Source organism: Streptococcus sp. GMD5S, from assembly GCF_000298715.2.
GTDB lineage: Bacteria > Bacillota > Bacilli > Lactobacillales > Streptococcaceae > Streptococcus.
The window spans coordinates 1-26,770 of record NZ_AJRG02000021.1 but is presented as its reverse complement, the minus strand read 5'-3'; the positions used below and the strand labels follow the sequence as shown (position 1 = coordinate 26,770).

The 26,770-nt window shown below is 40.0% G+C and carries 27 protein-coding genes; 5 read left to right on the top strand and 22 right to left on the bottom strand.

Features of this window, described 5'->3' with window-relative positions; translation table 11 throughout:
• The 10 genes from GMD5S_RS0208790 to GMD5S_RS0208745 form a co-directional block, all read right to left on the bottom strand.
• Positions 1-2,563: SIALI-17 repeat-containing surface protein (locus GMD5S_RS0208790; RefSeq protein WP_016893840.1), on the bottom strand; the 2,563-nt coding region annotated here is incomplete at its 3' end.
• 115 nt (positions 2,564-2,678) lie between these two features.
• On the bottom strand, positions 2,679-3,800 hold the full coding sequence (locus tag GMD5S_RS0208785) for a CHAP domain-containing protein (RefSeq protein ID WP_000142555.1): 1,122 nt from the start codon (positions 3,798-3,800) through the stop codon (positions 2,679-2,681).
• A 99-nt stretch (positions 3,801-3,899) separates the two neighbouring features.
• Positions 3,900-4,166, bottom strand: coding sequence for a Veg family protein (locus GMD5S_RS0208780; RefSeq protein ID WP_001278165.1), 267 nt, complete (start codon positions 4,164-4,166; stop codon positions 3,900-3,902).
• Position 4,167: 1 nt separating this feature from the next.
• A complete protein-coding gene (gene dnaB, locus GMD5S_RS0208775; protein WP_000852476.1) occupies positions 4,168-5,520 on the bottom strand; it encodes a replicative DNA helicase in 1,353 nt (450 codons plus the stop codon).
• Between the two features lie 43 nt (positions 5,521-5,563).
• Complete coding sequence (gene rplI / locus GMD5S_RS0208770) at positions 5,564-6,016, bottom strand: 50S ribosomal protein L9 (RefSeq protein ID WP_000864208.1); 453 nt, start codon at positions 6,014-6,016, stop codon at positions 5,564-5,566.
• Positions 6,013-7,986, bottom strand: coding sequence for a DHH family phosphoesterase (locus GMD5S_RS0208765; protein ID WP_000739983.1), 1,974 nt, complete (start codon positions 7,984-7,986; stop codon positions 6,013-6,015). Before GMD5S_RS0208765 ends, rplI begins: the two co-directional genes overlap by 4 nt.
• A 156-nt stretch (positions 7,987-8,142) precedes the next feature.
• Positions 8,143-9,321 (bottom strand): acetyl-CoA C-acetyltransferase, encoded by a 1,179-nt coding sequence (locus tag GMD5S_RS0208760; RefSeq protein WP_000656057.1) that lies wholly within the window; start codon positions 9,319-9,321, stop codon positions 8,143-8,145.
• Between the two features lie 81 nt (positions 9,322-9,402).
• Positions 9,403-9,951, bottom strand: coding sequence for a ribosome hibernation-promoting factor, HPF/YfiA family (gene hpf, locus GMD5S_RS0208755; protein WP_000599112.1), 549 nt, complete (start codon positions 9,949-9,951; stop codon positions 9,403-9,405).
• A 79-nt stretch (positions 9,952-10,030) separates the two neighbouring features.
• Complete coding sequence (locus GMD5S_RS0208750) at positions 10,031-10,693, bottom strand: ComF family protein (RefSeq protein WP_000995720.1); 663 nt, start codon at positions 10,691-10,693, stop codon at positions 10,031-10,033.
• Entirely contained in the window at positions 10,690-11,988 is a 1,299-nt protein-coding gene (locus tag GMD5S_RS0208745) for a DEAD/DEAH box helicase (protein WP_000867692.1), read from the bottom strand. The genes GMD5S_RS0208750 and GMD5S_RS0208745 overlap by 4 nt, the downstream gene beginning before the upstream one ends.
• 56 nt (positions 11,989-12,044) lie before the next feature.
• On the opposite strand from GMD5S_RS0208745, the gene GMD5S_RS0208740 reads away from it, so the two are divergent.
• The 3 genes from GMD5S_RS0208740 (at position 12,045) to cysK (ending at position 14,162) form a co-directional block, all read left to right on the top strand.
• Positions 12,045-12,680 (top strand): YigZ family protein, encoded by a 636-nt coding sequence (locus GMD5S_RS0208740; RefSeq protein ID WP_000394689.1) that lies wholly within the window; start codon positions 12,045-12,047, stop codon positions 12,678-12,680.
• Between the two features lie 15 nt (positions 12,681-12,695).
• Positions 12,696-13,139, top strand: coding sequence for a PH domain-containing protein (locus GMD5S_RS0208735; RefSeq protein ID WP_000863900.1), 444 nt, complete (start codon positions 12,696-12,698; stop codon positions 13,137-13,139).
• Positions 13,140-13,235: 96 nt separating this feature from the next.
• Positions 13,236-14,162, top strand: a complete 927-nt coding sequence (gene cysK / locus GMD5S_RS0208730) for a cysteine synthase A (protein WP_000158483.1) — start codon at positions 13,236-13,238, stop codon at positions 14,160-14,162.
• A gap of 103 nt (positions 14,163-14,265) precedes the next feature.
• Here cysK and tsf read toward each other — a convergent pair whose 3' ends face one another.
• The 12 genes from tsf to yfmF all read right to left on the bottom strand — a co-directional run bounded on the left by tsf (position 14,266) and on the right by yfmF (position 25,440).
• Positions 14,266-15,306, bottom strand: coding sequence for a translation elongation factor Ts (gene tsf, locus GMD5S_RS0208725; RefSeq protein ID WP_000808077.1), 1,041 nt, complete (start codon positions 15,304-15,306; stop codon positions 14,266-14,268).
• A gap of 79 nt (positions 15,307-15,385) precedes the next feature.
• On the bottom strand, positions 15,386-16,165 hold the full coding sequence (gene rpsB / locus GMD5S_RS0208720) for a 30S ribosomal protein S2 (protein WP_000268475.1): 780 nt from the start codon (positions 16,163-16,165) through the stop codon (positions 15,386-15,388).
• Positions 16,166-16,386: 221 nt separating this feature from the next.
• Positions 16,387-17,595 carry a peptidoglycan hydrolase PcsB gene (gene pcsB / locus GMD5S_RS0208715; RefSeq protein ID WP_000726991.1) on the bottom strand — a complete coding sequence of 403 codons (1,209 nt, stop codon included), beginning with the start codon at positions 17,593-17,595 and terminating at the stop codon, positions 16,387-16,389.
• 93 nt (positions 17,596-17,688) lie between these two features.
• Positions 17,689-18,183, bottom strand: coding sequence for a rod shape-determining protein MreD (gene mreD, locus GMD5S_RS0208710; RefSeq protein ID WP_001237913.1), 495 nt, complete (start codon positions 18,181-18,183; stop codon positions 17,689-17,691).
• 2 nt (positions 18,184-18,185) lie between these two features.
• Complete coding sequence (mreC, locus tag GMD5S_RS0208705) at positions 18,186-19,001, bottom strand: rod shape-determining protein MreC (protein ID WP_001078970.1); 816 nt, start codon at positions 18,999-19,001, stop codon at positions 18,186-18,188.
• 60 nt (positions 19,002-19,061) lie between these two features.
• Complete coding sequence (locus tag GMD5S_RS0208700; protein ID WP_000377884.1) at positions 19,062-19,856, bottom strand: energy-coupling factor transporter transmembrane component T family protein; 795 nt, start codon at positions 19,854-19,856, stop codon at positions 19,062-19,064.
• Positions 19,849-20,688, bottom strand: coding sequence for an energy-coupling factor transporter ATPase (locus GMD5S_RS0208695; protein ID WP_000513213.1), 840 nt, complete (start codon positions 20,686-20,688; stop codon positions 19,849-19,851). The genes GMD5S_RS0208700 and GMD5S_RS0208695 overlap by 8 nt, the downstream gene beginning before the upstream one ends.
• Positions 20,673-21,500: an energy-coupling factor ABC transporter ATP-binding protein gene (locus GMD5S_RS0208690; protein ID WP_000835733.1), complete on the bottom strand. Its 828-nt coding sequence runs from the start codon at positions 21,498-21,500 to the stop codon at positions 20,673-20,675. Before GMD5S_RS0208690 ends, GMD5S_RS0208695 begins: the two co-directional genes overlap by 16 nt.
• The gene (gene pgsA, locus GMD5S_RS0208685) at positions 21,497-22,042 is read right to left on the bottom strand and encodes a CDP-diacylglycerol--glycerol-3-phosphate 3-phosphatidyltransferase (RefSeq protein WP_000712149.1); all 546 of its coding nucleotides are present in this window, start codon (positions 22,040-22,042) and stop codon (positions 21,497-21,499) included. The genes GMD5S_RS0208690 and pgsA overlap by 4 nt, the downstream gene beginning before the upstream one ends.
• 10 nt (positions 22,043-22,052) lie before the next feature.
• On the bottom strand, positions 22,053-22,874 hold the full coding sequence (rodZ, locus tag GMD5S_RS0208680) for a cytoskeleton protein RodZ (protein ID WP_001227971.1): 822 nt from the start codon (positions 22,872-22,874) through the stop codon (positions 22,053-22,055).
• A 35-nt stretch (positions 22,875-22,909) separates the two neighbouring features.
• Entirely contained in the window at positions 22,910-24,193 is a 1,284-nt protein-coding gene (gene yfmH, locus GMD5S_RS0208675) for an EF-P 5-aminopentanol modification-associated protein YfmH (RefSeq protein WP_000170120.1), read from the bottom strand.
• Complete coding sequence (gene yfmF, locus GMD5S_RS0208670) at positions 24,190-25,440, bottom strand: EF-P 5-aminopentanol modification-associated protein YfmF (RefSeq protein ID WP_000424570.1); 1,251 nt, start codon at positions 25,438-25,440, stop codon at positions 24,190-24,192. Before yfmF ends, yfmH begins: the two co-directional genes overlap by 4 nt.
• A 160-nt stretch (positions 25,441-25,600) precedes the next feature.
• Between yfmF and yaaA the strand changes: the two genes are divergently transcribed.
• Together yaaA and recF are read left to right on the top strand one after the other, a co-directional pair.
• Positions 25,601-25,969, top strand: a complete 369-nt coding sequence (gene yaaA / locus GMD5S_RS0208665; RefSeq protein WP_000455868.1) for a S4 domain-containing protein YaaA — start codon at positions 25,601-25,603, stop codon at positions 25,967-25,969.
• Between the two features lie 2 nt (positions 25,970-25,971).
• Positions 25,972-26,770 (top strand): DNA replication/repair protein RecF (recF, locus tag GMD5S_RS0208660; protein ID WP_016893839.1); only part of this gene is annotated, 799 nt, incomplete at its 3' end.

Below are 26,770 nucleotides of genomic sequence, written 5' to 3'. Positions count from 1 at the left end.
CTACTGCCGGAGCACCGCTTTCTGCATAGGCTGGAACACTCGCTACTACCGGAGCACCGCTTTCTCCATAAACTGGAACATTCGCTACTGCTGGAGCACCGTTTTCTCCATAAACTGGGACATTCGCTACTGCTGGAGTACCGCTTTCCCCATAGGCTGGGAGTTCATTTACAGCAGCTTCTACCGCATTTGCACCTTTGTTGTATTCTGGCAACTCTGCAGTTGCAGCTTCTACTGCGTTCACCCCGCCTGTAAAGTCTTCAATTTCAAGAACAACTGACATAACACTACTTAGAGTCTTAATAGCAACCTCATAGTCTGCTAAAGCTTGTTGCAAGTCTTTTACTTGACTATTCTTGTCACCAGAAACTTTTAAACTTGATAATTGCGCTTTAATCTTAGCAACTTGCTCTTCTAATTTACTTAGCTCAAGTTTTTTCGCATTACTATTTTCTTCCGCTGCTTCCTTGTCCGCTGCAGCAAGTTTAGCTTGGTCTTGGATTGAGAAATCTTCTTGGCTCATCGCTTCGGCCGGTGTCACCTGATCGCTGTCTTCTGCCAATAAATCATCTAACAAGTTGGACGCTTCAATATCGCCTTCTTCGATAGCTTTCAAGATGCCGTCCTTGCCAATCACTTCTTTAGCTGCCTTAATCGCTGCTTCCTTATCAGTGATAGTGACATCTTTGTTGATGTCGTCGATTGTCTCTTTTTCAATTTTTTCTAGGGTAGTGATTAAATCTGAGCGAACTTTTGCTGCTGCTTCCGCTGCTTCCTTATCTGCTGCAGCAAGTTTGGCTTGGTCTTGGCTTGAAAGTTGAGATTGAGTTTTTGCTTCAGCTGGTGTTACTTGATCACTGTCTTCTGTCAAGAAATCTGCCAGCAAGTCGGACGCTTCGATATCGCCATCTTCGATAGCTTTCAAGATAGCATCCTTGCCAATCACTTCTTTAGCTGCCTTGATGGCTGCTTCCTTATCAGTGATAGTGGCATCCTTGTTGATGTCATCAATGGTTGATTTTTCGATACCTTCAAGAGCAGTCAACAATTCGCTGTGAGCCTTAGCTTCTGCAGCTTGCTTAGCTTCTTCCTCTTTCTTAGCCTCCTCGGCTGCTTCCTTATCTGCTGCAGTGAGTTTAGCTTGGTCTTGACTTGAGAAATCTTCTTGGCTCTTCACTTCGGCCGGTGTCACCTGATCGCTGTCTTCTGCCAAGAAATCATCTAACAAATCTGACGCTTCGATATCGCCATCTTCGATAGCTTTCAAGATAGCTTCCTTACCAATCACTTCCTTAGCTGCCATAATCGCTGCTTCCTTATCAGTGATAGTAGCATCCTTGTTGATGTCATCGATAGTTGATTTTTCGATTTTTTCTAGGGTAGCGATTAAATCTGAGCGAACTTTTGCTGCTTCTTCCGCTGCTTCCTTGTCCGCTGCAGCGAGTTTAGCTTGGTCTTGGCTTGAGAAATCTTCTTGGCTCATCGCTTCGGCCGGTGTTACCTGGTCACTGTCTTCTGCTAAGAAATCATCTAACAAGTCTGAGGCATCAATGTCGCCTTCTTCGATAGCTTTCAAGATGCCGTCCTTGCCAATCACTTCTTTAGCCGCCTTGATCGCTGCTTCCTTATCAGTGATAGTGGCATCCTTGTTGATGTCATCTATGGTTGATTTTTCAATTTTTTCTAAGGTAGCGATTAGATCTGAGCGAACTTTGGCTGCATCAACCTGAGCCTCTTTATCAGCTTCATCTAACTTAGCTTGGTCTTCATCTGTGAATTCTGATACAGGTTCAGCTACTGTTTTATGCTCGCTTGTATCTGCTGGCCAGTCTACAATAACATCACCAATCTCCAAATCCTCATCTGCGATAACCTTCAAAAGATTTTCTTTACCAATCTCTTCTTTGGCTTCTTTGATAGCCGCTTCTTTATCGATGATTGAAGCGTCTTTTTTAATATCTTCAATTACAGCATTTTCAAGAGATTCTAGGGCTTGAACCAGAGCATCCGTCACTTGAGAAACTTGTTCTTTGGCATCTTTTTCAGCTTGGTCTAGTAGGGTTTTCTCCTCAGTAGATAATTTTTTATTAGTTTGAACTTCAGGACCTGTTACCACAGACTTATCTTCTGCACCTTCTGGCAATTCAGCGATGATATTATCTAAGCTGAGCTCTCCAGACTCAAGAGTATCTGAAATATACATCTTACCGATATATTCCTTCACAGCTTCAGCTGCATCCTCTTTGTCCTCAATTGCTTCCTTATCCTTAATATCACTAATAGCCTGTTCCTCAAGTTCATCCAAAGCCTTCATCAACTCTTCTTTGGTCATCTTAGCTGGATTTGTCGCACCAGGATTAGCTGGACTAGCGTTTTCTGATCCCTTTTCAGTTTGAGCATCGCTCTCCACTTCTGTTCCAGCTTGTGGTTGTGCAGGAGCAACCGCCTGCTCTTCTGCTTTCCCTTCATCTGCCTTAACTACTGAAGGCTGTGAAACGAGTACACTAGCACCCAATACAGCTGCACTTGCTAAACTTGTTAAAATAACTTTCCTCTTGTCCATTAGACAATGCCCCTTTATAGTTTTTAATATTATTATATTATACTATTCAAAGAACGTCAACTAATTCGATATCCATTTTAAAATTTTATCAACAAGAAGAAAGCCTGTATGATGTTTAAGAGACACTTCCTATCCTTACCCCATCACTGTCTAGTCTGTAGCCATCAATAATCGTATTAACAGCTAAGGCTCCCGAAGCATTGACATAGTAATGTTTGCCCGAGACTTGGAACCATTGACTAGCTTTCATCTGGCCAGATTCCTCTAAGTAATACCAAGTTCCCTTGTCTTTAAGCCATCCCGTCTGCATCTCACCCGAAGCCTTTAGATAATACCAATGAGAGCCATCCTTAATCCATCCAGTTGACATGGCCCCATTTTCTTTTAAATGATACCAATTGCCGTTAACTTTTTTCCATCCTGTCGCTAGCTTACCATTCTCTCTGTAATACCAACTCCCTCCTTCTTTTTTCCATCCATTCTCTGTATTGCTTAACTCTGCATACTGCACATATCTTCTAGAACCGCTATAAGACAAATAACCAATCCACTTATAACCATCCTTTTCAAGAACTTGATCATAACTCACACTCTCACCAGCATAATAGTAGTCAATAACCTTTCCTGTACTTGACGGTTGGTCCATAATAGGTGATTTCCCCGTGAATACTATTGTCCCACTAGACGGAAGCTCTGAGCTACGAGCATTCTCACCCGCACTATGGCTAGTAGATAAATCCTTGAAATGAATAAAACCTGTCATCGAACTAGCCTTGACTTTTCGACGGTTATACTTTTCTCGAACCCCATAGTTATACTCTTCGATTTCAATCGTATCCCCTGATACATTTGATACCCAGGCCACGTGCCCATAATATCCTTCTGTCGACCAAGCAATAGCCCCAACTTCTGGCTTAGTATCCACACGGTAGCCTTCTCGCCTTGCACGATGTCCCCATTCATTCGCATTTCCGTAGGCAGGAGGAATCTCAAAGCCATTTACACTACTCAAACGAAAGGCCGCAAAAGAGGTACACTGGCGAGAATACATTCGCCACTGATCGATTTCAACACTACCATTTTTGTAGTGAAGCGGATAGTCATCTCCACGCGCTACACTATCGGCCTGAACCGATTCTCCACCAAACAAAAAGGTACTCGTAACAAACAAAGTAGCCAGCCCTACACCCAACTGAGTATATCCACTCTTCTTAACTCCTGATTTAAAAAACGTCATTCATTCTCCTTAATAATATATATTTCCGAGGTTACCCTCGTTTATACTATTCGGGAGAAAAAGAAAAAAGTGAGCAAAGCTCACTTCATTTTAGGATTCTTAGTCTAGATAGCGAATCAAGTTCTTTTCTGTCAAGATATCTGAGTAGGTGAAGGATTCAACGTAGACATTGGCTTGTTTGTCTCCTTCAACATCCCCAAATTCAACGATAAATAGAGATGGATACACCTCAATTAGCTTACCCAATCTATTTTTTTGGCGCTTACGGCCATTCTCCAAAGTCATTTCAACGACTTGTCCCTCATGCGCCTTGATCTCTTCTTTGATTTTTTTCATCTTGGCTACATCTGTAAATGCATCTGACATCTTATGCCTCCCTCTTTGAGATACTTGAAAATTTATTGTATTCTTTTTGGAAAATCAATTCCACCGTTCCACGAGCTCCACTACGGTTTTTCTCGATGATAACCTCAACCTTGTTATTTGGAATTCCTTCCTCTTCTTCACCCGCACGATCGTAGTAGTCATCACGGTATAGAAAGGCTACGATATCCGCATCCTGCTCGATAGAACCCGATTCACGAATATCAGACAAGACTGGTCTCTTATCCTGACGCTGTTCCACTCCACGAGATAACTGACTGAGAGCAATGACTGGAACCTTCAATTCCTTAGCTAGAATTTTCAACTGACGAGAAATTTCAGAGACTTCTTGTTGGCGGTTCTCACGACCAGTACCTGTGATAAGCTGTAGGTAGTCGATCAAAATCAAGCCTAGATTGCCTGTTTCTTGAGCCAGTTTACGTGAACGCGAACGAATTTCCGTGATCCGAATCCCTGGCGTATCATCAATATAGATACTCGCGTTGGCTAGATTCCCTTGAGCAATGGTATATTTTTGCCACTCCTCATCAGTCAATTGACCAGTACGGATAGAATGAGACTCCACCAAACCTTCTGCTGCCAGCATACGGTCTACTAGGCTTTCTGCACCCATTTCTAGCGAAAAGATAGCAACCGTCTTGTCCAACTTAGTCCCGATGTTCTGAGCAATGTTCAAGGCAAAGGCCGTCTTACCAACCGCTGGTCGCGCCGCTAGGATAATTAACTCCTCCTCATGAAGACCTGTCGTCATATGGTCCAAATCACGGTAGCCCGTTGCAATACCTGTGATATCCGTTGTTTGTTGTGACCGAACTTCTAGGTTCCCAAAGTTGATATTTAGAATATCACGGATGTTCTTGAACCCACTACGATTGGCATTTTCGCTAACATCAATGAGCCCCTTTTCAGCCTGAGCAATGATTTCATCTGCAGGCTTAGAAGCCTCATAAGCTTGGTTGACAGACTCTGTCAACTTGGAAATCAAGCGACGTAGCATAGCCTTTTCAGCTACGATTTTAGCATAATATTCTGCATTAGCTGAAGTTGGTACAGAGTTGACAATTTCAACAAGGTAAGACAAGCCACCAATATTTTGGAGATCCCCTTGACTATCCAAAATCGTCCGAACCGTCGTCGCATCAATCGCTTCCCCACGATCCGACAAATCTACCATCGCTTGGAAAATCAACCGATGAGCATACTTAAAGAAGTCACGAGAATCAATGTATTCTCGGACAAAAACGAGCTTACTCTCATCTATAAAAATAGCTCCCAGAACAGATTGTTCTGCTAAAATATCCTGAGGTTGAACTCGCAGTTCCTCTACTTCTGCCATCCGACTTTCCTTCCTTTTACAATCTTGTCAAGAAGTTGTAAACTTAACCTTCTTTTACACGAAGATTGATGATACTTGTAACATCTTGGTAGATCTTCACTGGTACATCAATCAAACCTACTGCTCGAATTGGTGCTTGCACTTGAATATTGCGTTTGTCAATCTTGATACCAAATTGCTTAAGCAATTCTTCTGCAATCTTCTTGTTGGTGATGGATCCAAATGTACGACCATCTGGTCCAACCTTTTCAACAAACTCTACAACCGTTTCTTCTGCTTCTAGCTTAGCCTTGATGGCTTTTGCTTCAGCAATCATTTCAGCATGAGCCTTTTCTTCTGATTTTTGTTTTCCACGCAACTCACCCACTGCTTGAGCAGTCGCTTCCTTGGCCAAATTCTTTTTAATCAGGAAGTTTTGAGCATAGCCAGTTGGCACTTCCTTAATTTCGCCTTTTTTTCCTTTTCCTTTAACATCTGCTAAAAAGATTACTTTCATTCTTCTTTCTCCTTTTCCTTTAGTTCTTCCAGGATTAGTTGAGTCAATTTTTCTCCTGCTTCCGACAAACTCATATCCTCGATTTGCGCAGCTGCTAGATTAAAGTGACCACCACCACCCAGCTCTTCCATAATGCGTTGCACATTGATTTTACTACGACTTCGAGCCGAGATAGAAATAAATCCTTGTGTATTTTTTGCCAGAACGAAGCTGGCTTCAATGCCAGACATAGCCAGCATAGCATCGGCAGCCTTACTGATAACAACTGTGTCATAAGACATTGAGTCCCTAGCTTGGGCAATCAAGATATCTGAACCTAACTTACGACCTTGTAAAATGAGTTCATTTACCTCACGGTACTCTTCAAAATCTGTCGCAGCAATCTCCTGGATAGCAATACTGTCACTTCCCCGTGTTCTCAGATAGCTAGCCACATCAAAGGTTCGACTCGTCACGCGAGATGTGAAATTCTTGGTATCCAGCATCATACCAGCCATCAAAACACTGGCCTGCATACGACTCAAACGATTTTTCTTAGAATTTTGGAACTGAATCAATTCTGTGACCAGCTCACTGGCACTACTTGCCCCACTTTCAATATAGGTGATGACTGCATTCTCAGGGAAATCCTGATCACGTCTATGATGGTCAATAACAATAGTTTGAGTGAACAAATCATAAAAATCTTTTGACAAAGTCAAAGCCGTCTTGGAATGATCCACCAGAATCAATAATGAACGGTTTGTAACTAACTTCATCGCATCTGTAAGAGATAAAAGTTTCGTGACATCTTCCTTCTTCAAGAACTGAATAGCACGTTTGATATCTGCTGGCATATGTTCTGCATCATAGACAGCATAACTGTTCTCAATAATATTACTTGCAAACAACTGCATACCGACAGCAGATCCCAAAGCATCCATATCTAGATTTTTATGACCGACTACAAAAACTTGGTCAACACTTCGAATCTTATCAGAAATGGCTGTCATCATGGCTCTGGTACGTGTACGAGTACGTTTGATAGATGCAGCAGTTCCTCCACCAAAGTAGACAGGATTCTTGGTTTCGTTATTTTCCTTGACCACCACCTGGTCACCACCGCGAACTTCTGCTAAGTTCAAGTTGAGCAAGGCAATTTTCCCTATCTCTTCATGGTTTCCATCACCATAAGAAAATCCCATACTTAAAGTTAGGGCTAGCTGCCTCTGTTTTGATTCTTCTCGGAAAGTATCAATAACGGAGAATTTATCATTCATCAATTCCTCTAGTACCGTGTAATCTGTGAATACATAAAAACGATCCATCCCCACACGGCGAGAAAACATAGCATACTTACTAGCAAATTCTGAAACAAAATTAGCTACAAAGCTATTGATATGGCTGATATCAGAGTCAGATGTCGCATCCTCCAAATCATCATAGTTATCTACTGAGATGACTCCAATGACTGGACGGCTAGTTACCAATTCGACAGTTGCTTCGTACTCCCCAGAAACATCAAAGAAATACAAAACACCCGAAGCCTTGTCCATATGAACAGCATATCGTGTTTCGCCCAAGGTAGCATACGAACCTGGATTCCCAACAGAAGCCTTGATGATGGTTTGAATTAACTCAACATCAATTTCGCCTTCTTCAGTAGTTAAAATCAGCTCAGCATAGGGATTAAACCATTCCACTTCTCCACTTGATAAGTCTAATTTCAGTACTCCCACCGGCATTTGATCAAGCAAAGTACTCAAGCTATTTTCGGCTTGGTGATTTACATATTGGATTTGTTCAATTTCGCTCTTTTCATACTGTTTTTTTTGCCAAACGAATAAAAGCAAATAAAGCAGTACAAATAAAAACAAAACAGTGATTGTTACAGCAAGATTATGTGAAAAAATAATCAGCAAAGTTAAGATTCCGAAAGTTGCAAGTCCTAGCAAGACTGCAGAAAACGGGATTAAATTATTTTTTTTCATTCTAAACCTCTTGCGCATTATTATATCACAAAAACCCTTAAAAAGCGACCTTTTAAAAGATGCAAGCCTTTCTTTCATGATTGATTTCTCTAACTTCAGACACAAAAAGAGGAGGGAATCATCACCCTCCTACCCACGTGTTCAGATCACTAACACCTAACGTTCCACGATAAGGGCAGTCCCCATCCCTCCTCCGATACAGAGAGTTGCTAAGCCAGTTTTAGCATCACGTTTCATCATCTCATGTAGCAGCGTTACTAGGATACGGCAACCGGAAGCCCCAATTGGGTGACCAAGAGCAATGGCGCCACCATTGACGTTGACAATATCTGTGTTGAAACCAAGTGTTTTACCAACCGCACAAGCCTGGGCAGCAAAGGCTTCATTTGACTCAATCAAGTCGAGATCTTCAACTGTCAAATTGCCTTTTTCAAGAGCCTTGCGAGTCGCATAAATCGGTCCACATCCCATCATCTTAGGATCCAAACCTGCATTTGCATACGAACGAATGTGGGCAATCACTGAAAGTCCTAATTCTTCAGCTTTTTCAGCACTCATCATCAAGACAGCGGCTGCTCCGTCATTGATGCCTGAGGCATTTCCCGCTGTGACAGAACCGTCTTTTTTGAAAACCGGACCTAGCTTAGACAGGCTCTCCAAGCTAGCATCTTTTCTAGGATATTCATCTGTATCAAAAACGATAGGATCGCCTTTGCGTTGAGGAATGACAACTTGCACAATCTCTTCTTTAAAACGACCAGATTCTATAGCTGCAACTGCTCGTTTTTGTGACTCTAAAGCAAGGGCATCTTGCTCTTCTCGACTGATGCCATATTTTTCAGCCACATTCTCAGCTGTAATCCCCATATGGTATTCGTTAAAAGCATCAGACAAACCGTCCTTAATCATGGTATCTACCACTTTTGAATCGCCCATACGGCCGCCCCAACGGAAGCTTGGCATAACGTATGTCGCCTGACTCATGTTTTCTGCACCACCAGCTACGATAATATTTGCATCGCCACACTGAATTGCTTGAGCAGCCAACTGCACTGCCTTCAAACCGGAACCACAAACCTTGTTGATAGTAAAGGCTGGTGTAAATTCAGGGAGTCCTGCATGAATGCTCATTTGACGAGCTACGTTTTGACCTAAACCTGCGCCTAGTACATTCCCCATAATCACTTCGTCTACCTGCTCTGGTTTGACATTGGCTTTTTCCAAAGCACTCTTAACAACCAAAGCTCCCAAATCAACAGCTGAAACATTCTTCAAACTTCCTCCAAAGGAGCCTATTGGAGTTCGCACTGCTGAAACAATCACCACGTCTTTCATAACTGCCCCCGTTTATACCTTTTATAATAATGCAATACAAAAGTGGTTTACACTGGTGTAAACCACTTTAAACATTCTATTTTATGATTCTTTTACTTCTAACAAACCGACTTCACCATCTTCACGGCGATACAAAACACTAGTTGTTTGATCTTCTACATCTACATAGATAAAGAAATCATGCCCCAATAAATCCATTTGAAGAAGGGCTTCTTCTAAATCCATTGGCTTCAAATCAATTTGTTTTGAACGAACGACTTTTGGTTGCACAACATTTGCATCTTCAACCAGAGCATCTGTAAAGAGTTGACTTGTCGCAACTTTATTTTTATTCTTACGTTCGATTTTAGTTTTATTTTTACGAATCTGACGTTCAATTTTATCTGTTACAAGATCGATAGAACCATACATATCTTGAGAAATATCTTCAGCACGAAGAGTGATAGATCCAAGCGGAATTGTTACTTCAACCTTTGCTGTTTTTTCACGGTAAACTTTCAAGTTTACACGTGCATCCAACTCCTGCTCAGGTTGAAAATACTTTTCGATCTTTTCGAGTTTAGAAACTACATAATCACGAATTGCTTCTGTTACTTCTAGGTTTTCACCACGGATACTATATTTAATCATATAAGTACCTTCTTTCTAAACATTTTTGTTTTTCTAACTATATTATAACGCTTTCATTTTCATTTTGCAAATTTTTTCCTCATCTTACAAGGGAAAAAGTTTTAACTTCCAAAGCACCTGCTTCTTCCAAAAGTCGTTTCACTCGATTCACAGTTGCCCCTGTTGTATAGATGTCATCAATCAGCAAAATCTTCTTAGGAAGTGAGATACCATCTTTAATAAAAAATGGAATTTCAGTAGCTAACCTTTCCAAACGACTTTTAGAAGAACTAGCGCTCTCTTCTCTTTTTCCTAATATATCTTTAAAAGAAAAGCCTGCTGCCTCAACCAAACCTTCAACCTGGTTAAATCCCCTCTCAAGCAATCTTCCAGGACTTAGGGGAATCAACACAAATTGATAGTCTCCATACTTTTTCAACTCATTAGCAAGTACAGGAGCAAAAACCTTTCTAAGCAGAAAATCTCCATCAAACTTATATCGACTGAAAAAGTCTTTCATAGCTTGATTATAGGTAAAGATTGCCTTATGATCAACCTGAATTCCTTCTTTACACCAAAGTTTACAATCTTGACACTTAGTTGACATGCCTGTTTTCATACAGTTTGGGCAATAATTCTCACCAATCTTCTCAAAACTAGAAGCACAAGCTGAGCAAAGATAACTGCAGTCATCCTTCAAAAGGAAGAGACTGCTAAAAGTCAGCTCACTCTTTGTAGTCTGGCCACATAGTAAACAGTTCATAATCCCGCCTCCTTGTTCATCTGCTTGATTTCCTTGATTGCCTTCTTGATGGAAGCATTTAACCCATCATGAAAGAAGAGCAACTCACCAGTTGGTCTGTCCATACTACGTCCAACTCGACCACCAATCTGAATCAAGCTAGACTTGGTAAAGAGTCGATGATTAGCTTCTACTACGAAAACATCCACACAAGGGAAGGTGACTCCGCGTTCCAATATTGTTGTACTGATCAGTATTGTTAGTTCTCCATCTCGAAAAGCTTGCACCTGCTCTAATCGGTCTTCTGTCACAGAAGACACAAAGCCGATATTCTCATTCGGGTACTGCTCCTTCAAGATTTCTTTTAGTTTTTCGCCTTTCTTAATCTCTGATGCAAAAATCAGTAAGGGATAACCTGTTCTTCTCTGTTTCTCAATATAAGTCTTTAACTTGGTTGACAATTGATTTTTCTCTAAACAGCGATTAAAATCCGATAACCAGACTGGTTTAGGAATAATCAAAGGATTTCCATGAAACCGTCTCGGCAAGCTTAATCTTTTTAATTCCCCTGTGCGAACCTTCCTATCTAACTCATCTGTAGAAGTTGCTGTAAGGAATATCCTCAATCCATCCTCCTTTACACTATTCTTTACAGCATAGTAAAGCATAGTGTTGTCAACATAAGGAAAGGCATCTACTTCATCCACTATCAACAAATCAAAAGCATGATAAAATTTTAATAACTGATGAGTTGTTGCAATTACTAAGGGAGTTCGAAAATAGGGCTCTGATTCGCCATGGAGTAGCGCTATATCGCAAGCAAAGTCATTCTGCAGTCGTTTATACAGCTCCAAACACACATCAATTCGAGGGCTGGCTAAACAAACTGCACCACCTTCATCAATCACTTTAGCCACAACTTGATAAATCATCTCTGTCTTTCCCGCTCCTGTTACAGCGTGAACCAAGGTTGGCTCTTGCTTGTCTACCGCCTGAAGCAGTCCCTCTGACACTTTTTCTTGAAAAGGTGTTAACTGACCACGCCATTTGAGAACATCTTGCTTAGGAAAATCTTCCTGCGGAAAATAGTACAAAGCTTGATCACTCCTGACTCGCTTCATCAGCAAACACTCCCTACAATAGTAAGCGCCTATAGGCAAATGCCATTCTTCTAGAATACTACTATTACAACGTTGACAAAACAGTTTCCCTTTCTCTTTTCTCATTGCTGGAAGTTTCTCAGCCATCTGCCGTTCTTCTTCTGTTAATTCTTTCTCAGTAAACAAGCGACCGAGGAAATTTGGATTTACTTTCATACTTCTTTATTCGTAAAAATCTAGCGCTTTAGGTAATTTTTTAGTACAATTAAATCATGGAATTTAAAACAATTAAAGAGAACGGGCAAGTCCAAGAAGAAATCAAAAAATCACGCTTTATCTGTCACGCAAAGCGTGTCTATAGTGAAGAAGAAGCTCGTGACTTTATCACTGCTATCAAAAAAGAGCACTACAAAGCCACCCATAACTGCTCTGCTTTTATTGTAGGTGAACGCAGTGAGATCAAGCGTACAAGTGATGATGGCGAACCTAGTGGTACTGCTGGAGTCCCTATGCTTGGCGTCTTAGAAAATCATAATCTTACGAATGTCTGCGTAGTAGTTACTCGTTACTTTGGTGGAATTAAGTTAGGTGCTGGTGGTTTGATTCGCGCTTACGCAGGAAGTGTAGCCTTGGCTGTCAAAGAAATAGGCATTATTGAAATCAAAGAGCAAGCTGGCATAGCCATTCAGATGTCTTACGCTCAGTATCAAGAATATAGCAATTTTCTTAGAGAACATAAACTCACGGAAATCGATACAAACTTTACAGATCAAATCGATACCATCATTTATGTTGATAAGGAAGAGAAAGAAAATATCAAGTCTGCTCTTGTAGAGTTTTTTAATGGAAAGGTTACTTTAACAGATCAAGGTTTACGAGAAGTTGAAGTTCCTGTAAACTTAGTGTAAACAAAGGAGAAATACATGGCGTTTGGGAAATTTATTCAAGGACTTGCTGGTAACTTCAGCGAGGAAAACAAAGAGACTCTTATCAAAGAATATGGTCAATACCTACTAGAGAATGAAGAAATCCAAAGTGGATATAAGCTCATTCGTGACGCAATCATCTTTACAAATATTCGTATCATCTTTACAGATAAGCAAGGCGCTACTGGTCGCAAGGCGTCTGTTAAGTCACTCTTTTTGATGAACATTGTAAACGTTGAAATGGAAACTGCTGGAGCAGGTATAGATGATAGTGAGATTACAATCACTTACTTAGAAAATATCTTTCTAAAAGCACACAATGAGCATCTGAGTTTCCATAAATTTGAATTCCCTAAAAAAACGGACATCCTTCCGCTTTACACCTATTTATTAGAATTGGCTTATCACAATCGATTAAAAATTAATGGCTTAGACCTTTGATATAAAAAAATCCTATCACTTTGATAGGATTTCTATATTTTACAAATAGCCTTGAGCGCGTTATACTAGTATCATCTTATACAAAGAGGTATATCTATGACTATTTATAATAATATCACTGAACTAATTGGACAAACACCGATTGTTAAACTCAACAACATTGTTCCAGAGGGTGCTGCAGACGTCTATGTTAAACTAGAAGCTTTTAACCCTGGATCGTCAGTAAAAGACCGTATTGCCCTTAGCATGATTGAAAAAGCGGAACAAGATGGTATTCTAAAACCAGGTGCTACCATTGTTGAAGCAACGAGTGGAAACACTGGTATCGGTCTTTCATGGGTCGGTGCTGCTAAAGGATATAAAGTTGTTATCGTCATGCCTGAAACGATGAGTGTGGAACGACGTAAGATTATCCAAGCCTATGGTGCTGAACTCGTCCTCACTCCTGGTAGCGAAGGAATGAAAGGAGCTATTGCTAAAGCTCAAGAAATCGCTGCTGAACGTGACGGCTTCCTTCCCCTCCAATTTAATAATCCAGCTAACCCAGAAGTACACGAAAGAACAACAGGAGCTGAAATACTGGCTGCTTTCGGTTCTGATGGTTTAGATGCTTTTGTGGGTGGTGTTGGCACCGGTGGAACGATCTCAGGTGTTTCTCACGCTCTTAAAGTAGCAAATTCAAACATTCAAGTTTATGCAGTTGAGGCAGACGAGTCAGCTATCTTGTCTGGTGAAAAACCAGGACCTCACAAAATTCAAGGCATCTCAGCTGGATTTATTCCTGAAACACTTGATACAAAAGCCTATGATGGTATCGTCCGCGTAACGTCAGATGATGCTCTAGCACTTGGCCGTGAAATTGGTGGAAAAGAAGGCTTCCTTGTTGGGATTTCTTCAGCTGCAGCAATTTACGGGGCAATTGAGGTTGCCAAGAAATTAGGTACAGGTAAGAAAGTCCTTGCTTTAGCACCAGATAACGGCGAACGTTATTTGTCTACAGCACTCTATGAATTTGAAGTGTAGCCCCCTAAATGCACTTAGCCCTTATTAAAGGGCTTTTTGTTTACTTATATAGAGCCTACTCTCTAGACAAAAAGAAAAAGGAAGCAATTTGCTTCCTTTTCTATTAGTTATTCAAGGCTGCTGCCATTGTAGCTGCAACTTCAGCTTCAAAGTCATTTGCAGCTTTCTCAATACCTTCACCAACTTCAAAGCGAGCGAACTCAACTACTGAAGCGTTAACTGATTCAAGGTATGCTTCAACTGTCTTGCTGTCGTCCATGATGTAGACTTGTGCAAGAAGTGTGTATGCTTGGTCAACCTTAGTGTTGTCAAGCATGAAGCGATCCATTTTACCTGGGATGATTTTGTCCCAGATTTTTTCTGGTTTGCCTTCTGCAGCCAACTCAGCTTTGATATCAGCTTCAGCTTGAGCAATCACTTCATCAGTCAATTGTGCTTTTGATCCATACTTCAAGTGTGGAAGAGCTGGTTTACCAACCATTGCACGGCTTTCGTTATCTTGGTCGATGACGTGGTTCAATTGTGCCAACTCATCTTTAACGAATTGCTCATCCAATTCTTTGTAAGAAAGAACTGTTGGTTTCATCGCAGCAATGTGCATTGAGATTTGTTTAGCAAGCGCTTCGTCTCCACCTTCAATAACAGAGATAACACCGATACGGCCACCGTTGTGTTGGTAAGCTCCAAAGTGTTGTGTATCTGTTTTTTCGATTAAAGCAAAACGACGGAATGAGATTTTTTCTCCGATAGTTGCTGTTGCAGATACATATGCAGCCTCAAGAGTTTCACCTGAAGGCATTGTCAAAGCAAGAGCTTCTTCATTGTTCGCTGGTTTTCCTTCAGCAATTACTTTAGCTGTAGCATTTACCAAGTCAACGAATTGAGCGTTTTTCGCAACGAAGTCAGTTTCAGCGTTTACTTCAACTACTGCTGCAACGTTACCGTTAACATAAACACCAGTTAAACCTTCTGCAGCAACGCGGTCAGCTTTCTTAGCTGCTTTCGCCATACCTTTTTCACGAAGCAATTCAATCGCTTTTTCGATGTCACCGTCTGTTTCTACAAGCGCTTTTTTAGCGTCCATAACACCGGCACCAGATTTTTCACGCAACTCTTTTACAAGTTTAGCTGTAATTTCTGCCATTTTGATTCTCCTATATTTTTTAAAAAATAGGAGAGCTGGGCTAGGCCCCGCCCTCCTAGGTAATTACTATTTATATGAATTAAGCGTTGTCGCCTTCTACAACTTCAACGATTTCTTCGATTGAGTCTGCTTGAGCTTCTGAAGCTGCAAATTCTGCTTCAACTGCTGCTGCATCTTCACCTTGACGTCCTTCGATGATAGCGTCAGCCAATTTAGCAGTGATCAATTTAACCGCGCGGATAGCGTCATCGTTAGCTGGGATGATTACATCGATATCATCTGGATCAGTATTTGTGTCAACCATCGCTACAACTGGGATACCCAATTTTTTAGCTTCTTTAACAGCGATTTGTTCTTTATGTGGGTCAACTACGTACATTACATCTGGGATACGAGGCATGTCTTCGATACCACCCAAGAATTTTTCAAGACGTGCACGTTGTTTGTTAAGAAGTGCAACTTCTTTCTTAGGAAGAACGTCGAAGATTCCTTCTTCTTCCATACGTTTGATTTCTTTCAAACGAGCAATACGTTTTTGGATAGTTCCCCAGTTAGTAAGAGTTCCACCCAACCAACGGTGGTTGATGTAGTATTGACCTGAACGCTCTGCTTCTTCTTTAACAGCGTCAGCAGCTTGTTTCTTAGTACCAACAAACAACACAACTGCATCGTTAGCTGCTGCATCACGCATAAAGTCGTAAGCTTGGTCAGCGTATTTTACAGTTTGTTGCAAGTCGATAACGTGGATTCCGTTACGCTCAGTGAAGATGTACTTAGCCATCTTAGGGTTCCAGCGACGAGTTTGGTGACCAAAGTGTACACCAGCCTCAAGAAGTTGTTTCATTGAAATTACTGCCATGAGTATTTCTCCTTTTTGTTTTTTCCTCTCCTAGACTTCAACTTGCAAGACGACCCGAGGGCAACAGTCTCACAATTCATCAAGAATGAGTATTATCGTTTACACGACAAGTTTCATTCTATCATATTTTATCAATATTTTCAAGTGTTTTTGCTAGTTTTTAGCCTAACTTAAGACTAAAAAAGAAAAGAGACTCACATCGAGCCTCTTCGTTTCATTCATTAGTTTGGATAGATGTAAGTAACATAACCTTCAGAAGTTGTAGTTGGGTTGAACCATCCACGTTTGTTACCGATTGTACGATCTCCACCGTAGTTTGATTCTGATACTTGAATGCTAGTTGATGATGAAACTGCTGTAACAACCGCTACGTGTCCATATCCACCGTCATTCCAACATGCAATCGCACCAACTTGTGGAGTTGATCCTGTACGAAATCCTGCAGCTGCTGCACTTGTAGCCCACTGCGCTCCGTTACCCCAGTAATCCCCAGCCCAAGGTGCTAATGTCTTAGCTCCCCAAGTACATTCACCAGTTGGATAACTTGAAGCGTTCGTACTGTATGTTGGACGCTGTCTAGTTGGAGTTGGAGCAGGTGCTGGAGTATAGCTTGAATCATCATCTGACGAAGAGCTTGAAGTTGCTTGCACTTGATCTGAAAGTGTTGTATTTCCAGAAGCAACAACTGATTGTTGTTGGCTTGTTTGACGTGCTTTATAAGCCGCTTCTGCTTCAGCTGCTGCTTTTGCTTCTGCCTCTGCTGCTGCTTTTTGTTCCAATAAAGTAGCTTTATCACTTTCTGCAGTAGCTTTCTCTGCAGCAAGGTTTAACTCAGCAACTTTCAACTCTGCTTGTTTTGTTGTCAATGCTTGTGCATCGTCAGCAAGCGTTTGTTGGTTCGCAATGACAGTGTTGATTGCTTCATTATTTGCAACCTGTTTTTCAGCAATAGATTTCTTATCAGCTTTCTGTTGTTCCAACATTTTGTTGTTAGCTGATACAATCTCGCTCATGGCTGCAACACGTGAAATAGCTTCCGTAATTGATTTTGAGTTTACAATTGTATTGATGTAGCTAGTTGCAGCACCGTTAGTTTGTGCGCTACGTGCTTGTTTCTCCAAAGATTCATTACGAGCAACAATGTTCTTAGAGAGCTCTGTAATTTCTCCTTCAAGTTTTTTAGATTCAGCCTGTAGAGTTTCATTCTCAGCTTCCAAGTTCGTTTGTTGAGTTTGGATAGCTGTAACTTGCGTTTGGATTTCATCTACTTGTTTTTGAGCTTCTTTTTGTTGAGATGTCAAATTACTAATCTTACTATCTTGAGCAGCAATCTTTTCATCAGTTGTTTCAGCGTGGACAGTTGTCAATACCGCCGCTTGAGACACTAATACTGTACTTAATAAAAGTGACGCTAAGATTTTTTTCTTCATATTGTGTAGATACTCCTTCTATTTAAGACATTACTAGTATACCAAAAAAAGACATAATAAATATTACGCCTTTGTTACATTTTTATTTCTTTCTTATAGATAACATTTTTCAAAAATATATTGGAAAATAAGCATCCATAAAAAGTTCAAAATCATTGATGGGACAAGGCTATAGACGATGAAAACTGGCATCGATTCTACTGTCAATCCCATAGCAAGGGCAAGGAGATAACTCCCCATATCAAATAGGAAACTCATCACAACTATTGTTAACATTCTTGTCCAACGGTTTAGCAAAATTACACTATTAAATTTATGGAGCGAAGCACCTATCAAGATAAATAGAAGCGTCGCAATTCCTATCAAGTGGAAAAAATAGATATCGTACACCAAACCCACTATACAGCAATAAGCTAGATAGAGGTATTCTGAAACCTCAATTGTCTCAAACAAGAGAAATAAAAACAGAAAATGACTTGCTAAATGAAAGTGAGGGAAGAAGGATCCCGCTAATTGTCCAATATGTGCATCAATTAGTACGACAAAAGGGAGTAAAAAGAAAATACCAATTTGTTTTAACAGTCTCATTGCTAATTCCCCACTAACTCTACCACGTGAAGATTTTTGGTGTCAGCACTTAACTTTACTGTTACTTCCTTTGTTAGATAATCACTGCTGTGTGTTGTAGCAACAACCTCTCCAACAGGGATATCCTTAACATTAAAGTTTCCAAGCCCCCCTGTAGTCACCTTGTCTCCCGCGCTAATGTCGCTGTTGCTGTTTAATTGACTAATTTTAAGCAGTTCAGATTCCTTATCATAACCAACGATAATCCCGTAAATTTCAGTAGAACCATGCAGGATTTTAACAGAAATTTTGTCTGAATTTTCGGTGTTTGTCAATAGGTTGATCGTTGTTGAATGATCCTCCACCTTTGAAACACTACCAATCAAACCCCCGTTTGCAATGGCCAACATATTTTCAGAAGCTCCTTTTGAACTTCCCGCATCAATTGTTAACTCTTGTTTCCAAGATACTGGAGCCCGCATAATCACATCTGCTGCAATGGTTTTTGTAGCCTGCAATTTTGACTTCATATCCAGCAACTGACGTAATTGTTCATTTTCATTTTTTAAACTTTCTGATTGATTAGACTCCACCTCTAGTTGATAGAGCTGTTTTTTTAGACTCTCATTTTCATTGTAAGTCTGCGTCAAATGTCCCAAATCCGATTTGAAAGTATCAAACCACTGAAAGGGTTTTTGAACAATTCTATCTACTAAGGAAATCCCATCTCCTAGTTTCGTCACAATAGCGCTTGAATAGGTTGTCACTAATAGAACAGAAACTGCCAGAACTGTGACAAAAACGATGATTAGATATTTTGATTTTTTAAAACGGTTCATATTCCTACCTTTATACTAAAAACCTGCTACTGTGAGCTTCTTATCAATCCTACAAACCTGCTAAGATTTTAAGAAAAATAAGAAACATCCCAGTATCAAAATCACAAGAATTGCCAGTGTATCCTTTTGACTCCATCTCAACTGTCTATACTGACTTCTACCCTTTCCTCCCTGATAACCACGCGCTTCCATGGCTATTGCCAATGAATCTGCACGCTTTAAGCTCGTCGCAAAAAGAGGAATTAAAATTGGAATCATAGCCTTTACCTTTTGCACGATGCTACCTTCGCCAAAGTCAACTCCACGGGCTTTTTGAGCATTCATAATTCGCGTTGTGTCATCCATCAAGGTTGGAACAAAACGCAAACTCATTGATAACATAAGACCAATTTCATGAACGGGAACTTTCACACGTTTCAGCGGTGCTAAAAGAGCTTCAACTGCGGCTGCCAGACTCAAAGGCATGGTCGTTAATGTTAGCAAGGTTGAAAAGAAAATAATCAACACAAAACGACAGAAAATGATTCCCGCTTGTTGCAAAGCATAATCCGTTATTTTTATAAAAGAAAACTCAAATAGGACATTTCCACTTGAAATGAAAAAGAGCTGAAAAAGAGTCGTAAAAGCGATCAAGAAGAACATGGATTTTAATCCCTGAATGAAAAATGAAAGGGAAACGCCTGACAAAGCGATAAATATACCTGTCGCTACAAACAGAACGAGATTGGTGAGAGGATTATTGGCCCAAAATACAATCAAAATCAACAGGATCATGGCAAGCAATTTACTACGCGGATCCAAGCGATGAATGATGGAATCCCCCGGTATATAACGCCCTAAAATCATACTATCCATTTAGCGACTCCTTAAACTCCTCTATCTTGATTGGCAATTTTTTAAAAGCTACACCTCTATCTGCCAAACGTTTACAAAAGGCTGTGATTTTAGGCACACCTAACTGCACCTTTTCCATAGAGGCTACATCTTGGAAAACATCACTCGGTTTGCCACTTTTGACTAAACGCCCCTTTTCCATAACATAGACCTGATCAGCATACGTAGCTACATCATCCATCAAATGCGTTACCAGAACGATTGTCATTCCAGAAAGGTGGAGTTTTTTAAACAAGGTCATCAATTCTTTTCTGCCCAGAGGATCTAGTCCAGCTGTAGGCTCATCCAAAACTAAGACAGTTGGCTCCATGGCTAGCATACCTGCTATAGCCACACGTCTCATCTGACCACCCGAAAGTTCAAAAGGACTGCGCTCAAAGAGTGACTCATCGATGCCTACCAAGGCTAACTTTTTACGCGCAATTTTCTTGGCCTCTTCCTCAGAAACTCCAAAATTTTGCGGTCCAAATGCGACATCTTTCAAAACAGTCTCTTCGAAAATCTGATTTTCAGCAAATTGAAACACTAGACCAACTTGCTTTCGAATCTGACGAATTTCTTTATTGGTTGATGTAGGGGTAATGACGGTATCAAAAACTCGAACAGAACCCTTACTTGGTACCAATAGGCCATTTAAAAGCTGTAAAATCGTTGATTTCCCACTACCTGTGTGCCCTACTAAAGCTGTATAGGAACCATCCTCAATCGTCAAAGAAACATCAGTCAAGGCTGATGAAGATAGGGGAGTCCCCTCTTGATAGGTAAAGCTCACATTTTCTAGAGTAATTCCCATAACTTGTCCTCTAGCTCTCCTTCTGTCAAATAGCCATCCGGCAACTGATAACCAGTCTCTCTCAAAGATTCTCTCAATTGATTAGTAAAAGGCTCATCTAACCCTATCTGGTCAAGGTCATCCCGAGAAAAAAGTTCTCTTGGGCTGCTGGTTGACTCCACTTGGCCTTTTTTCATGACCAAGACACGGTCACTCATCGCAACTTCCTCTAAATCATGTGTAATGGAGACGACTGTCATCTGGTGGTCTTTTCGAATCTCTTGAACTGTCTGAATCAGTTCTCTGCGTCCCTCAGGATCCAACATACTTGTTGCCTCGTCCAAAATCAAAATAGCTGGCCTCAGGGCAACAACTCCCGCAATAGCCACCCGTTGTTTTTGTCCACCAGATAAACGAGCTGGTTCTCTCTTCTTAAAGTCCAGCATACCTACCAACTCCAAAGATTCAGCCACTCTCTTCTTCATTTCTTCACGAGGAAGTCCCTGGTTTTCTAAACCAAAGGCGACATCATCTTCAACAGTTGCCCCCACAAATTGGTTATCTGGATTTTGAAAAACCATACCAATTTGTCGACGCAAATCCCAAACATTCTCAGAGGACAGCAGTTGGCCATCTATCCAGATTTCCCCAGAGTCTGCTTCAAGCAATCCATCAATCAAACGGATAGTTGTCGATTTTCCACTCCCATTATGACCTACAATTGAAAGCCATTCTCCCCGTTTCACGTGAAACGAGACATTATTAACATCATAATGATCCTGGTCTTCCTTGTAACGAAAAGACAGATCTTTTACTTCAATAATCGATTTCATTTCGAACCAAATGTCCCTTTGAATACATGAGCGCTACCCTTGAAATAATCATAACCAGAGTAGATAGTGAAAAACAAAGCTATATAAAGTAACAGCTGACCAATTAAATTCCAATGTAAGAGCAAAAAGATAATGGCAAACATCTGACTAAAGGTCTTGATTTTCCCTGGCATCGCTGCTGCTAGAACTGTCCCTCCCGTCTCAACAAGCAACAAACGCAAGCCTGTCACCGCAAGTTCACGACAGATGATAATAGCAACAACCCAAGCTGGAGCCATACCCAACTCAATCAACATGATAAAAGCTGACATAACCAACAACTTATCCGCCATCGGATCCGCAAACTTTCCAAAGTTGCTGACTACATTCCATTTACGAGCAAGGTAGCCATCAAGATAATCCGTTATACTAGCAACTGCAAAGATGATCGCTGCCAGCAAATGACTGCCTTGTGAATGGCCCAAAGTCAAAATAAGAATAAAGAGAGGTATAAAGAGAATTCTACCAATAGTTAATACATTAGGAATTTGTTCTTTTTTCATTGATTTTTCCTTAATCTGTAGTAAATGTAAGTGTTACAGTTCCAGTCTGAGTTGTCAGCTTCGAAGTATCAATCGTTTGATTGTCCACAGTCACAGTAACTCCCTTCACTACACCTAAAGTAATGGTAACGGGATTCTTAGTTGAAACTGTTGTTTTTGCATTCTTATTGTCTGCGGACAGTGTCACACCACCCTCCAGCTCACTTCCTGAAACACTAACCCAACTAGCTTCATCTGAAACTGCCAGTTGAACAGTAGCCGTTTCCTTACTCGTTTTATAGCGAGCCACAATGCGGTTTCCTTCACCTGACACTGTAATAGTTGATTCCGTAGTAGACGACGAACTAGACGTCTGACTACTAGAAGATGAACTAGATGAGGTTGTGGAACTAGTCGAGTTCACAATGCTATAATTAGCTGAAGAAGGACTTGGCTGAGTTTGGATGTAGTTCCAAACATAGTAAGTAACAAAAATTAAAATTGACAAAGCAAATAGGACGAAATAAAACAAGGGGAGATAAGACGTTTTTTTCTTATTTGATCGTCTGCGACCAGACAAGTCTTCTTCATCAACATCTACCTCTTCATAGGTGATCATACTGCCTGAATCGTAGGCATCCAAAACAATTCCTTCATCTAACTCTACTGCCCAGGCATATTTTCTTAAAAAAGAACGAGCGTAGAAGGTGCTAGGAAGTAAATCAAAATCATCTGCCTCCATGGCTTCTAGAAAATGCAACTGAATTTCAGTTTTTTCCTGCAATTCTTCCAGACTCAATCCCTGGTTAATTCTAGCTAAACGTAGAACCTCGCCAATTGTTTTTTTTCTCATACGTACCATTCCTTCTTTCTAGTATTAGTCATCTTTTAAGCTGGAAAGATTGTAAAATCAACTAGATCACCATCATCAATCAAACGATGCCCAGCTTCTAGAACATCCTCCAAAGTAATTTCCTGTAAAATTTTCGGAAAATCAAAAATTGTTTCTCCGCGATCCATCGGATCGTATTGAGTGGCAATAAACTCCAAGGAGTTCATACTGCTGAAAAACTCCCCAAACATCTCACTCTTAACAAGATCTAAATGTTCCTCTGTAATATCCGTATCACTACTAAACTGACGAATCGCTTTCCGAAATTGATGCGACAGAGAAACAGGCTCTTTGGTATCCATCGTCAATATCACAAAATGAAAGCGACTGTTGACTTCAACCTCAAGTGACAATGACGCGTCTAACTTCCCAGACTCATATAACCTTTGAAAACGATCAGAAGTCCAACCAAACATCATCGTAAATAGTAATTTCAATAAAATATTGTAACGATAAGACTCAGCTTCTGTTATTTGCCCATTACCTCTAATCGCAACAGCAAGTTTGGGTGAAGAAACTTCCATCCGAAGGCTATCTGTTTTCTTCACAGGCTGCAAAAGGAGTTGCTCTTTTGAAACCATAAACTGGTTTGAAACTTCCTTTCCCTTTTTCGAAAAGTATTCCTCAACAACTCTTACATCAATATTTCCAACTAAAAACAGTGACATATTGACAGGTTTGTAAAACTCTGTAAAGTTCTCTTTTAAATTTGAAACTTGAATCTCAGAAATTGATTTTTCACTTCCAACAATGTCTATTGCTAAAGGAGTATCAGGATAAAGGTTGGCTAATGTTGCAAAAAACAAGCGTGAGTCTGGATCATCTTGGTACATTTCTCGTTCTTGCTGGATAATATCCTGTTCCCTCAAAATAGACTCTTCTGTAAAATGAACACCTCCGACTAACTCATCTAGCAAATCTAAATTCTCTAATAGATGGTCAATTGTTGAAAAAAGATAGCTGGTCTTAGTAAAGCTTGTAAAGGCATTACTGTCCGCACCTAATCGAGTAAAAGCAGCCATTATATCCTCCGAATTTTCTCTTTCAAACAATTTATGTTCAAGAAAATGTGCAATTCCTGCTGGATGATGACGTAAACCTTTTCCCAAGCTTGTATAAGTTGCATCTACAGAACCAAATTGAACTGTTACAATCCCATAAACCTCATTGAAATCTTGCTTAGGGAGTAAAGAAACTGTCAACCCATTTGACAATTTTGTTTTGTAGACTGTTTCCTTTACAGCAGGATAGTATTTTTCTTCAAAAGTAACCTTTGTCATTCTACTCCTTCCATAAAGTAAATCGCTTGTAACTTCAAACTATTGGCAGCTTTACATACAGCTTCTTTATCAACACTCTCTAATTTTGCCACCAATCGATCAATGTCAAAGCTTGATTTCCCCAATAGAGCATTCAAATAGACTCTTTCAACTAGGGCCTGTTGATTATCTTGAGCCATCAACAAAGATCGTCGAATCATCTCCTTGGTTTGTTCAAGCTCAAAATCTGTAAAGTTGCCCTTTTTCAAATCTAGCAACTGATGATTCATCAATTTTCTAGCCTGATTTCGATTTTCTCTATCAATACCCGCATACATCCTTAACAGACCACTAAACAAATCCAATTGACTAGAGACTGTATAGGCTATTCCAGCATTTTCACGAACATTTGTAAAAAGTTTCGAATGTGCAAATTCACCCAACAAACCATTCATAACAAGCATGGGCAAATGCTCATCATCACCATATTTTACAGGAGAATGATAGCCTAATTCCAAAATAGATTGCCCAACATTCCTCTGAAACATTCCTTCTCGTAGAACATTCAAATAAGATTGATGGTACTGGATAGTGACGCCGTTCTCTCTAGCTGTAAAGGGTAATGACTTCAGTGATTCTGTAATTTCTACTTCATTAAAATCACCTAAGAAAAAGAAATCAATACGATCATTTTTCAGAGTATTTTGAAAGCACATGTAGCCACTTTCCGGAGACTCATTTAAAATGCTATTTCGTAAATCACTGTATCTCAATTGAAGACGCTCATCATGGAAGAACAAGCTATCCAACTCCTTATGAGCAAAATAAAATGAATCATCCATATCAGTAGCTAGACTAGCCAATAACTGTTTTCTTTCAATTTCAAATAAAGCTGGCTCAAAAGCACCATCTTGAGCTAAGGGAGCAAATAAAGTCTGTCTCACCAATTCCAAAATTCGAGAAGTCAAGACATTCTTTTTGCTTAAAAAATCATCCCTCACATAAGTAAATGTTAAGTCAAGAATATGTGCCTGTCCCCTACGATAAGCACTTGTGGAAATATCTGTTCCATATAAACTTGCCAAGTATCTGCGAAATGCTTGTGATGTGGGATAAGCTTGATTTGCCGTCTCCAACATACTCGCGCTCAACATACGTCCTGCTATTGTTTCAAGAGATAAGGGAGCAGTAAAACGAATGGTGATCTTATTTGTTTTAAACTTTTTGGATTGAACAAAATGTGCTGAAATTCCAGGCACTAATTCCATACCTTACCTCCTTACATATAGAGTTCTATTATACCACGAAAATCAAAATTTTTCTTGTTCTCTTTATAGCTTTAAAGAGTAAAACCGTTTTCATTTCAGCTAACTTTCCTTCAGCTATTTCAAGGAAAATATGGTATAATACCAAAGATTGAGGTGAATTATGGAATACAAATTATTTGAAGAATTTATTACACTCCAAGCCCTCCTAAAAGAGATTGGAATTATACACAGCGGTGGTGCTATCAAATCCTTTTTAATAGATCATCAAGTTTACTTTAATGGCGAGTTAGAAAGTAGACGTGGGAAAAAAATCCGTATTGGAGATACGATTGACATTCCTGATTTAAAGATTGACATCACCTTGACAAAACCAAGTTTAAAAGAGCAAGAAGAGTATCAAGCAGATAAGATTGAGAAAGAGCGAATTGCTAAACTTGTCAAAGAGATGAATAAAGGTGTCAAGAAAGAAAAACAAAAAACTTCTTCATCGCCTAAAACCAAACAAGTTCCACGTTTTCCAGGAAGATAACCATGTGGCTCCAACATTTAACAATTAAAACCTTTCGAAACTACAAAGAGGCAAAAATTGATTTCAATCCAAAATTAAATGTCTTTCTAGGTCAAAATGCACAAGGAAAAACCAATATTCTAGAAGCAATCTATTTCTTGGCCTTGACACGTAGTCATCGGACTCGTACAGATAAAAATCTCATTCATTTTGATAACGAGCAACTCCATCTTTCTGGCTTGCTACAGAAAAAAACAAGCTCTATCCCTCTAGAAATTGATTTAACACCAAAAGGGCGTGTGACCAAGGTCAATCACTTAAAACAAGCTCGCCTATCAGACTACATCGGACATATGAATGTTGTCCTCTTCGCACCTGAAGATCTCCAGCTAATTAAAGGAGCGCCTTCTGTCCGTCGAAAGTTTATAGACATTGAACTGGGACAAATAAAACCAATCTACTTGTCAGACTTGTCAAACTACAACCATATACTCAAGCAGAGAAATACCTACCTAAAATCCAGCCAGAAGATTGACGAAACATTTCTGTCAGTCTTAGATGATCAGTTAGTAGAGTATGGTTGTCGCGTTATAAAGCATCGGATAAAATTCATTAAAGACTTAGAGAAATTTGGTCAAAAAAAACACTTAGAAATTTCAAACAAATTAGAAGAGTTGTCAATATTTTATCAATCATCTGTCAACTTCACTGATGAAGAACAGCTAACACGTTCTTTTAAAATTGCTTTGGAGAAAAGCAGATTCAGAGACTTATTTAAAAAGAATACTGGAGTTGGCCCTCATCGAGATGATATTTCTTTTT

What these genes read in the sequence shown, in the direction of transcription:
- GMD5S_RS0208785 (WP_000142555.1), bottom strand. Translation starts at nt 3,800, where the DNA reads ATGACGTTTTTTAAATCAGGAGTTAAGAAGAGTGGATATACTCAGTTG.
- GMD5S_RS0208780 (WP_001278165.1), bottom strand. Translation starts at nt 4,166, where the DNA reads ATGTCAGATGCATTTACAGATGTAGCCAAGATGAAAAAAATCAAAGAA.
- dnaB (WP_000852476.1), bottom strand. Translation starts at nt 5,520, where the DNA reads ATGGCAGAAGTAGAGGAACTGCGAGTTCAACCTCAGGATATTTTAGCA.
- rplI (WP_000864208.1), bottom strand. Translation starts at nt 6,016, where the DNA reads ATGAAAGTAATCTTTTTAGCAGATGTTAAAGGAAAAGGAAAAAAAGGC.
- GMD5S_RS0208765 (WP_000739983.1), bottom strand. Translation starts at nt 7,986, where the DNA reads ATGAAAAAAAATAATTTAATCCCGTTTTCTGCAGTCTTGCTAGGACTT.
- GMD5S_RS0208760 (WP_000656057.1), bottom strand. Translation starts at nt 9,321, where the DNA reads ATGAAAGACGTGGTGATTGTTTCAGCAGTGCGAACTCCAATAGGCTCC.
- hpf (WP_000599112.1), bottom strand. Translation starts at nt 9,951, where the DNA reads ATGATTAAATATAGTATCCGTGGTGAAAACCTAGAAGTAACAGAAGCA.
- GMD5S_RS0208750 (WP_000995720.1), bottom strand. Translation starts at nt 10,693, where the DNA reads ATGAACTGTTTACTATGTGGCCAGACTACAAAGAGTGAGCTGACTTTT.
- GMD5S_RS0208745 (WP_000867692.1), bottom strand. Translation starts at nt 11,988, where the DNA reads ATGAAAGTAAATCCAAATTTCCTCGGTCGCTTGTTTACTGAGAAAGAA.
- GMD5S_RS0208740 (WP_000394689.1), top strand. Translation starts at nt 12,045, where the DNA reads ATGGAATTTAAAACAATTAAAGAGAACGGGCAAGTCCAAGAAGAAATC.
- GMD5S_RS0208735 (WP_000863900.1), top strand. Translation starts at nt 12,696, where the DNA reads ATGGCGTTTGGGAAATTTATTCAAGGACTTGCTGGTAACTTCAGCGAG.
- cysK (WP_000158483.1), top strand. Translation starts at nt 13,236, where the DNA reads ATGACTATTTATAATAATATCACTGAACTAATTGGACAAACACCGATT.
- tsf (WP_000808077.1), bottom strand. Translation starts at nt 15,306, where the DNA reads ATGGCAGAAATTACAGCTAAACTTGTAAAAGAGTTGCGTGAAAAATCT.
- rpsB (WP_000268475.1), bottom strand. Translation starts at nt 16,165, where the DNA reads ATGGCAGTAATTTCAATGAAACAACTTCTTGAGGCTGGTGTACACTTT.
- pcsB (WP_000726991.1), bottom strand. Translation starts at nt 17,595, where the DNA reads ATGAAGAAAAAAATCTTAGCGTCACTTTTATTAAGTACAGTATTAGTG.
- mreD (WP_001237913.1), bottom strand. Translation starts at nt 18,183, where the DNA reads ATGAGACTGTTAAAACAAATTGGTATTTTCTTTTTACTCCCTTTTGTC.
- mreC (WP_001078970.1), bottom strand. Translation starts at nt 19,001, where the DNA reads ATGAACCGTTTTAAAAAATCAAAATATCTAATCATCGTTTTTGTCACA.
- GMD5S_RS0208700 (WP_000377884.1), bottom strand. Translation starts at nt 19,856, where the DNA reads ATGGATAGTATGATTTTAGGGCGTTATATACCGGGGGATTCCATCATT.
- GMD5S_RS0208695 (WP_000513213.1), bottom strand. Translation starts at nt 20,688, where the DNA reads ATGGGAATTACTCTAGAAAATGTGAGCTTTACCTATCAAGAGGGGACT.
- GMD5S_RS0208690 (WP_000835733.1), bottom strand. Translation starts at nt 21,500, where the DNA reads ATGAAATCGATTATTGAAGTAAAAGATCTGTCTTTTCGTTACAAGGAA.
- pgsA (WP_000712149.1), bottom strand. Translation starts at nt 22,042, where the DNA reads ATGAAAAAAGAACAAATTCCTAATGTATTAACTATTGGTAGAATTCTC.
- rodZ (WP_001227971.1), bottom strand. Translation starts at nt 22,874, where the DNA reads ATGAGAAAAAAAACAATTGGCGAGGTTCTACGTTTAGCTAGAATTAAC.
- yfmH (WP_000170120.1), bottom strand. Translation starts at nt 24,193, where the DNA reads ATGACAAAGGTTACTTTTGAAGAAAAATACTATCCTGCTGTAAAGGAA.
- yfmF (WP_000424570.1), bottom strand. Translation starts at nt 25,440, where the DNA reads ATGGAATTAGTGCCTGGAATTTCAGCACATTTTGTTCAATCCAAAAAG.
- yaaA (WP_000455868.1), top strand. Translation starts at nt 25,601, where the DNA reads ATGGAATACAAATTATTTGAAGAATTTATTACACTCCAAGCCCTCCTA.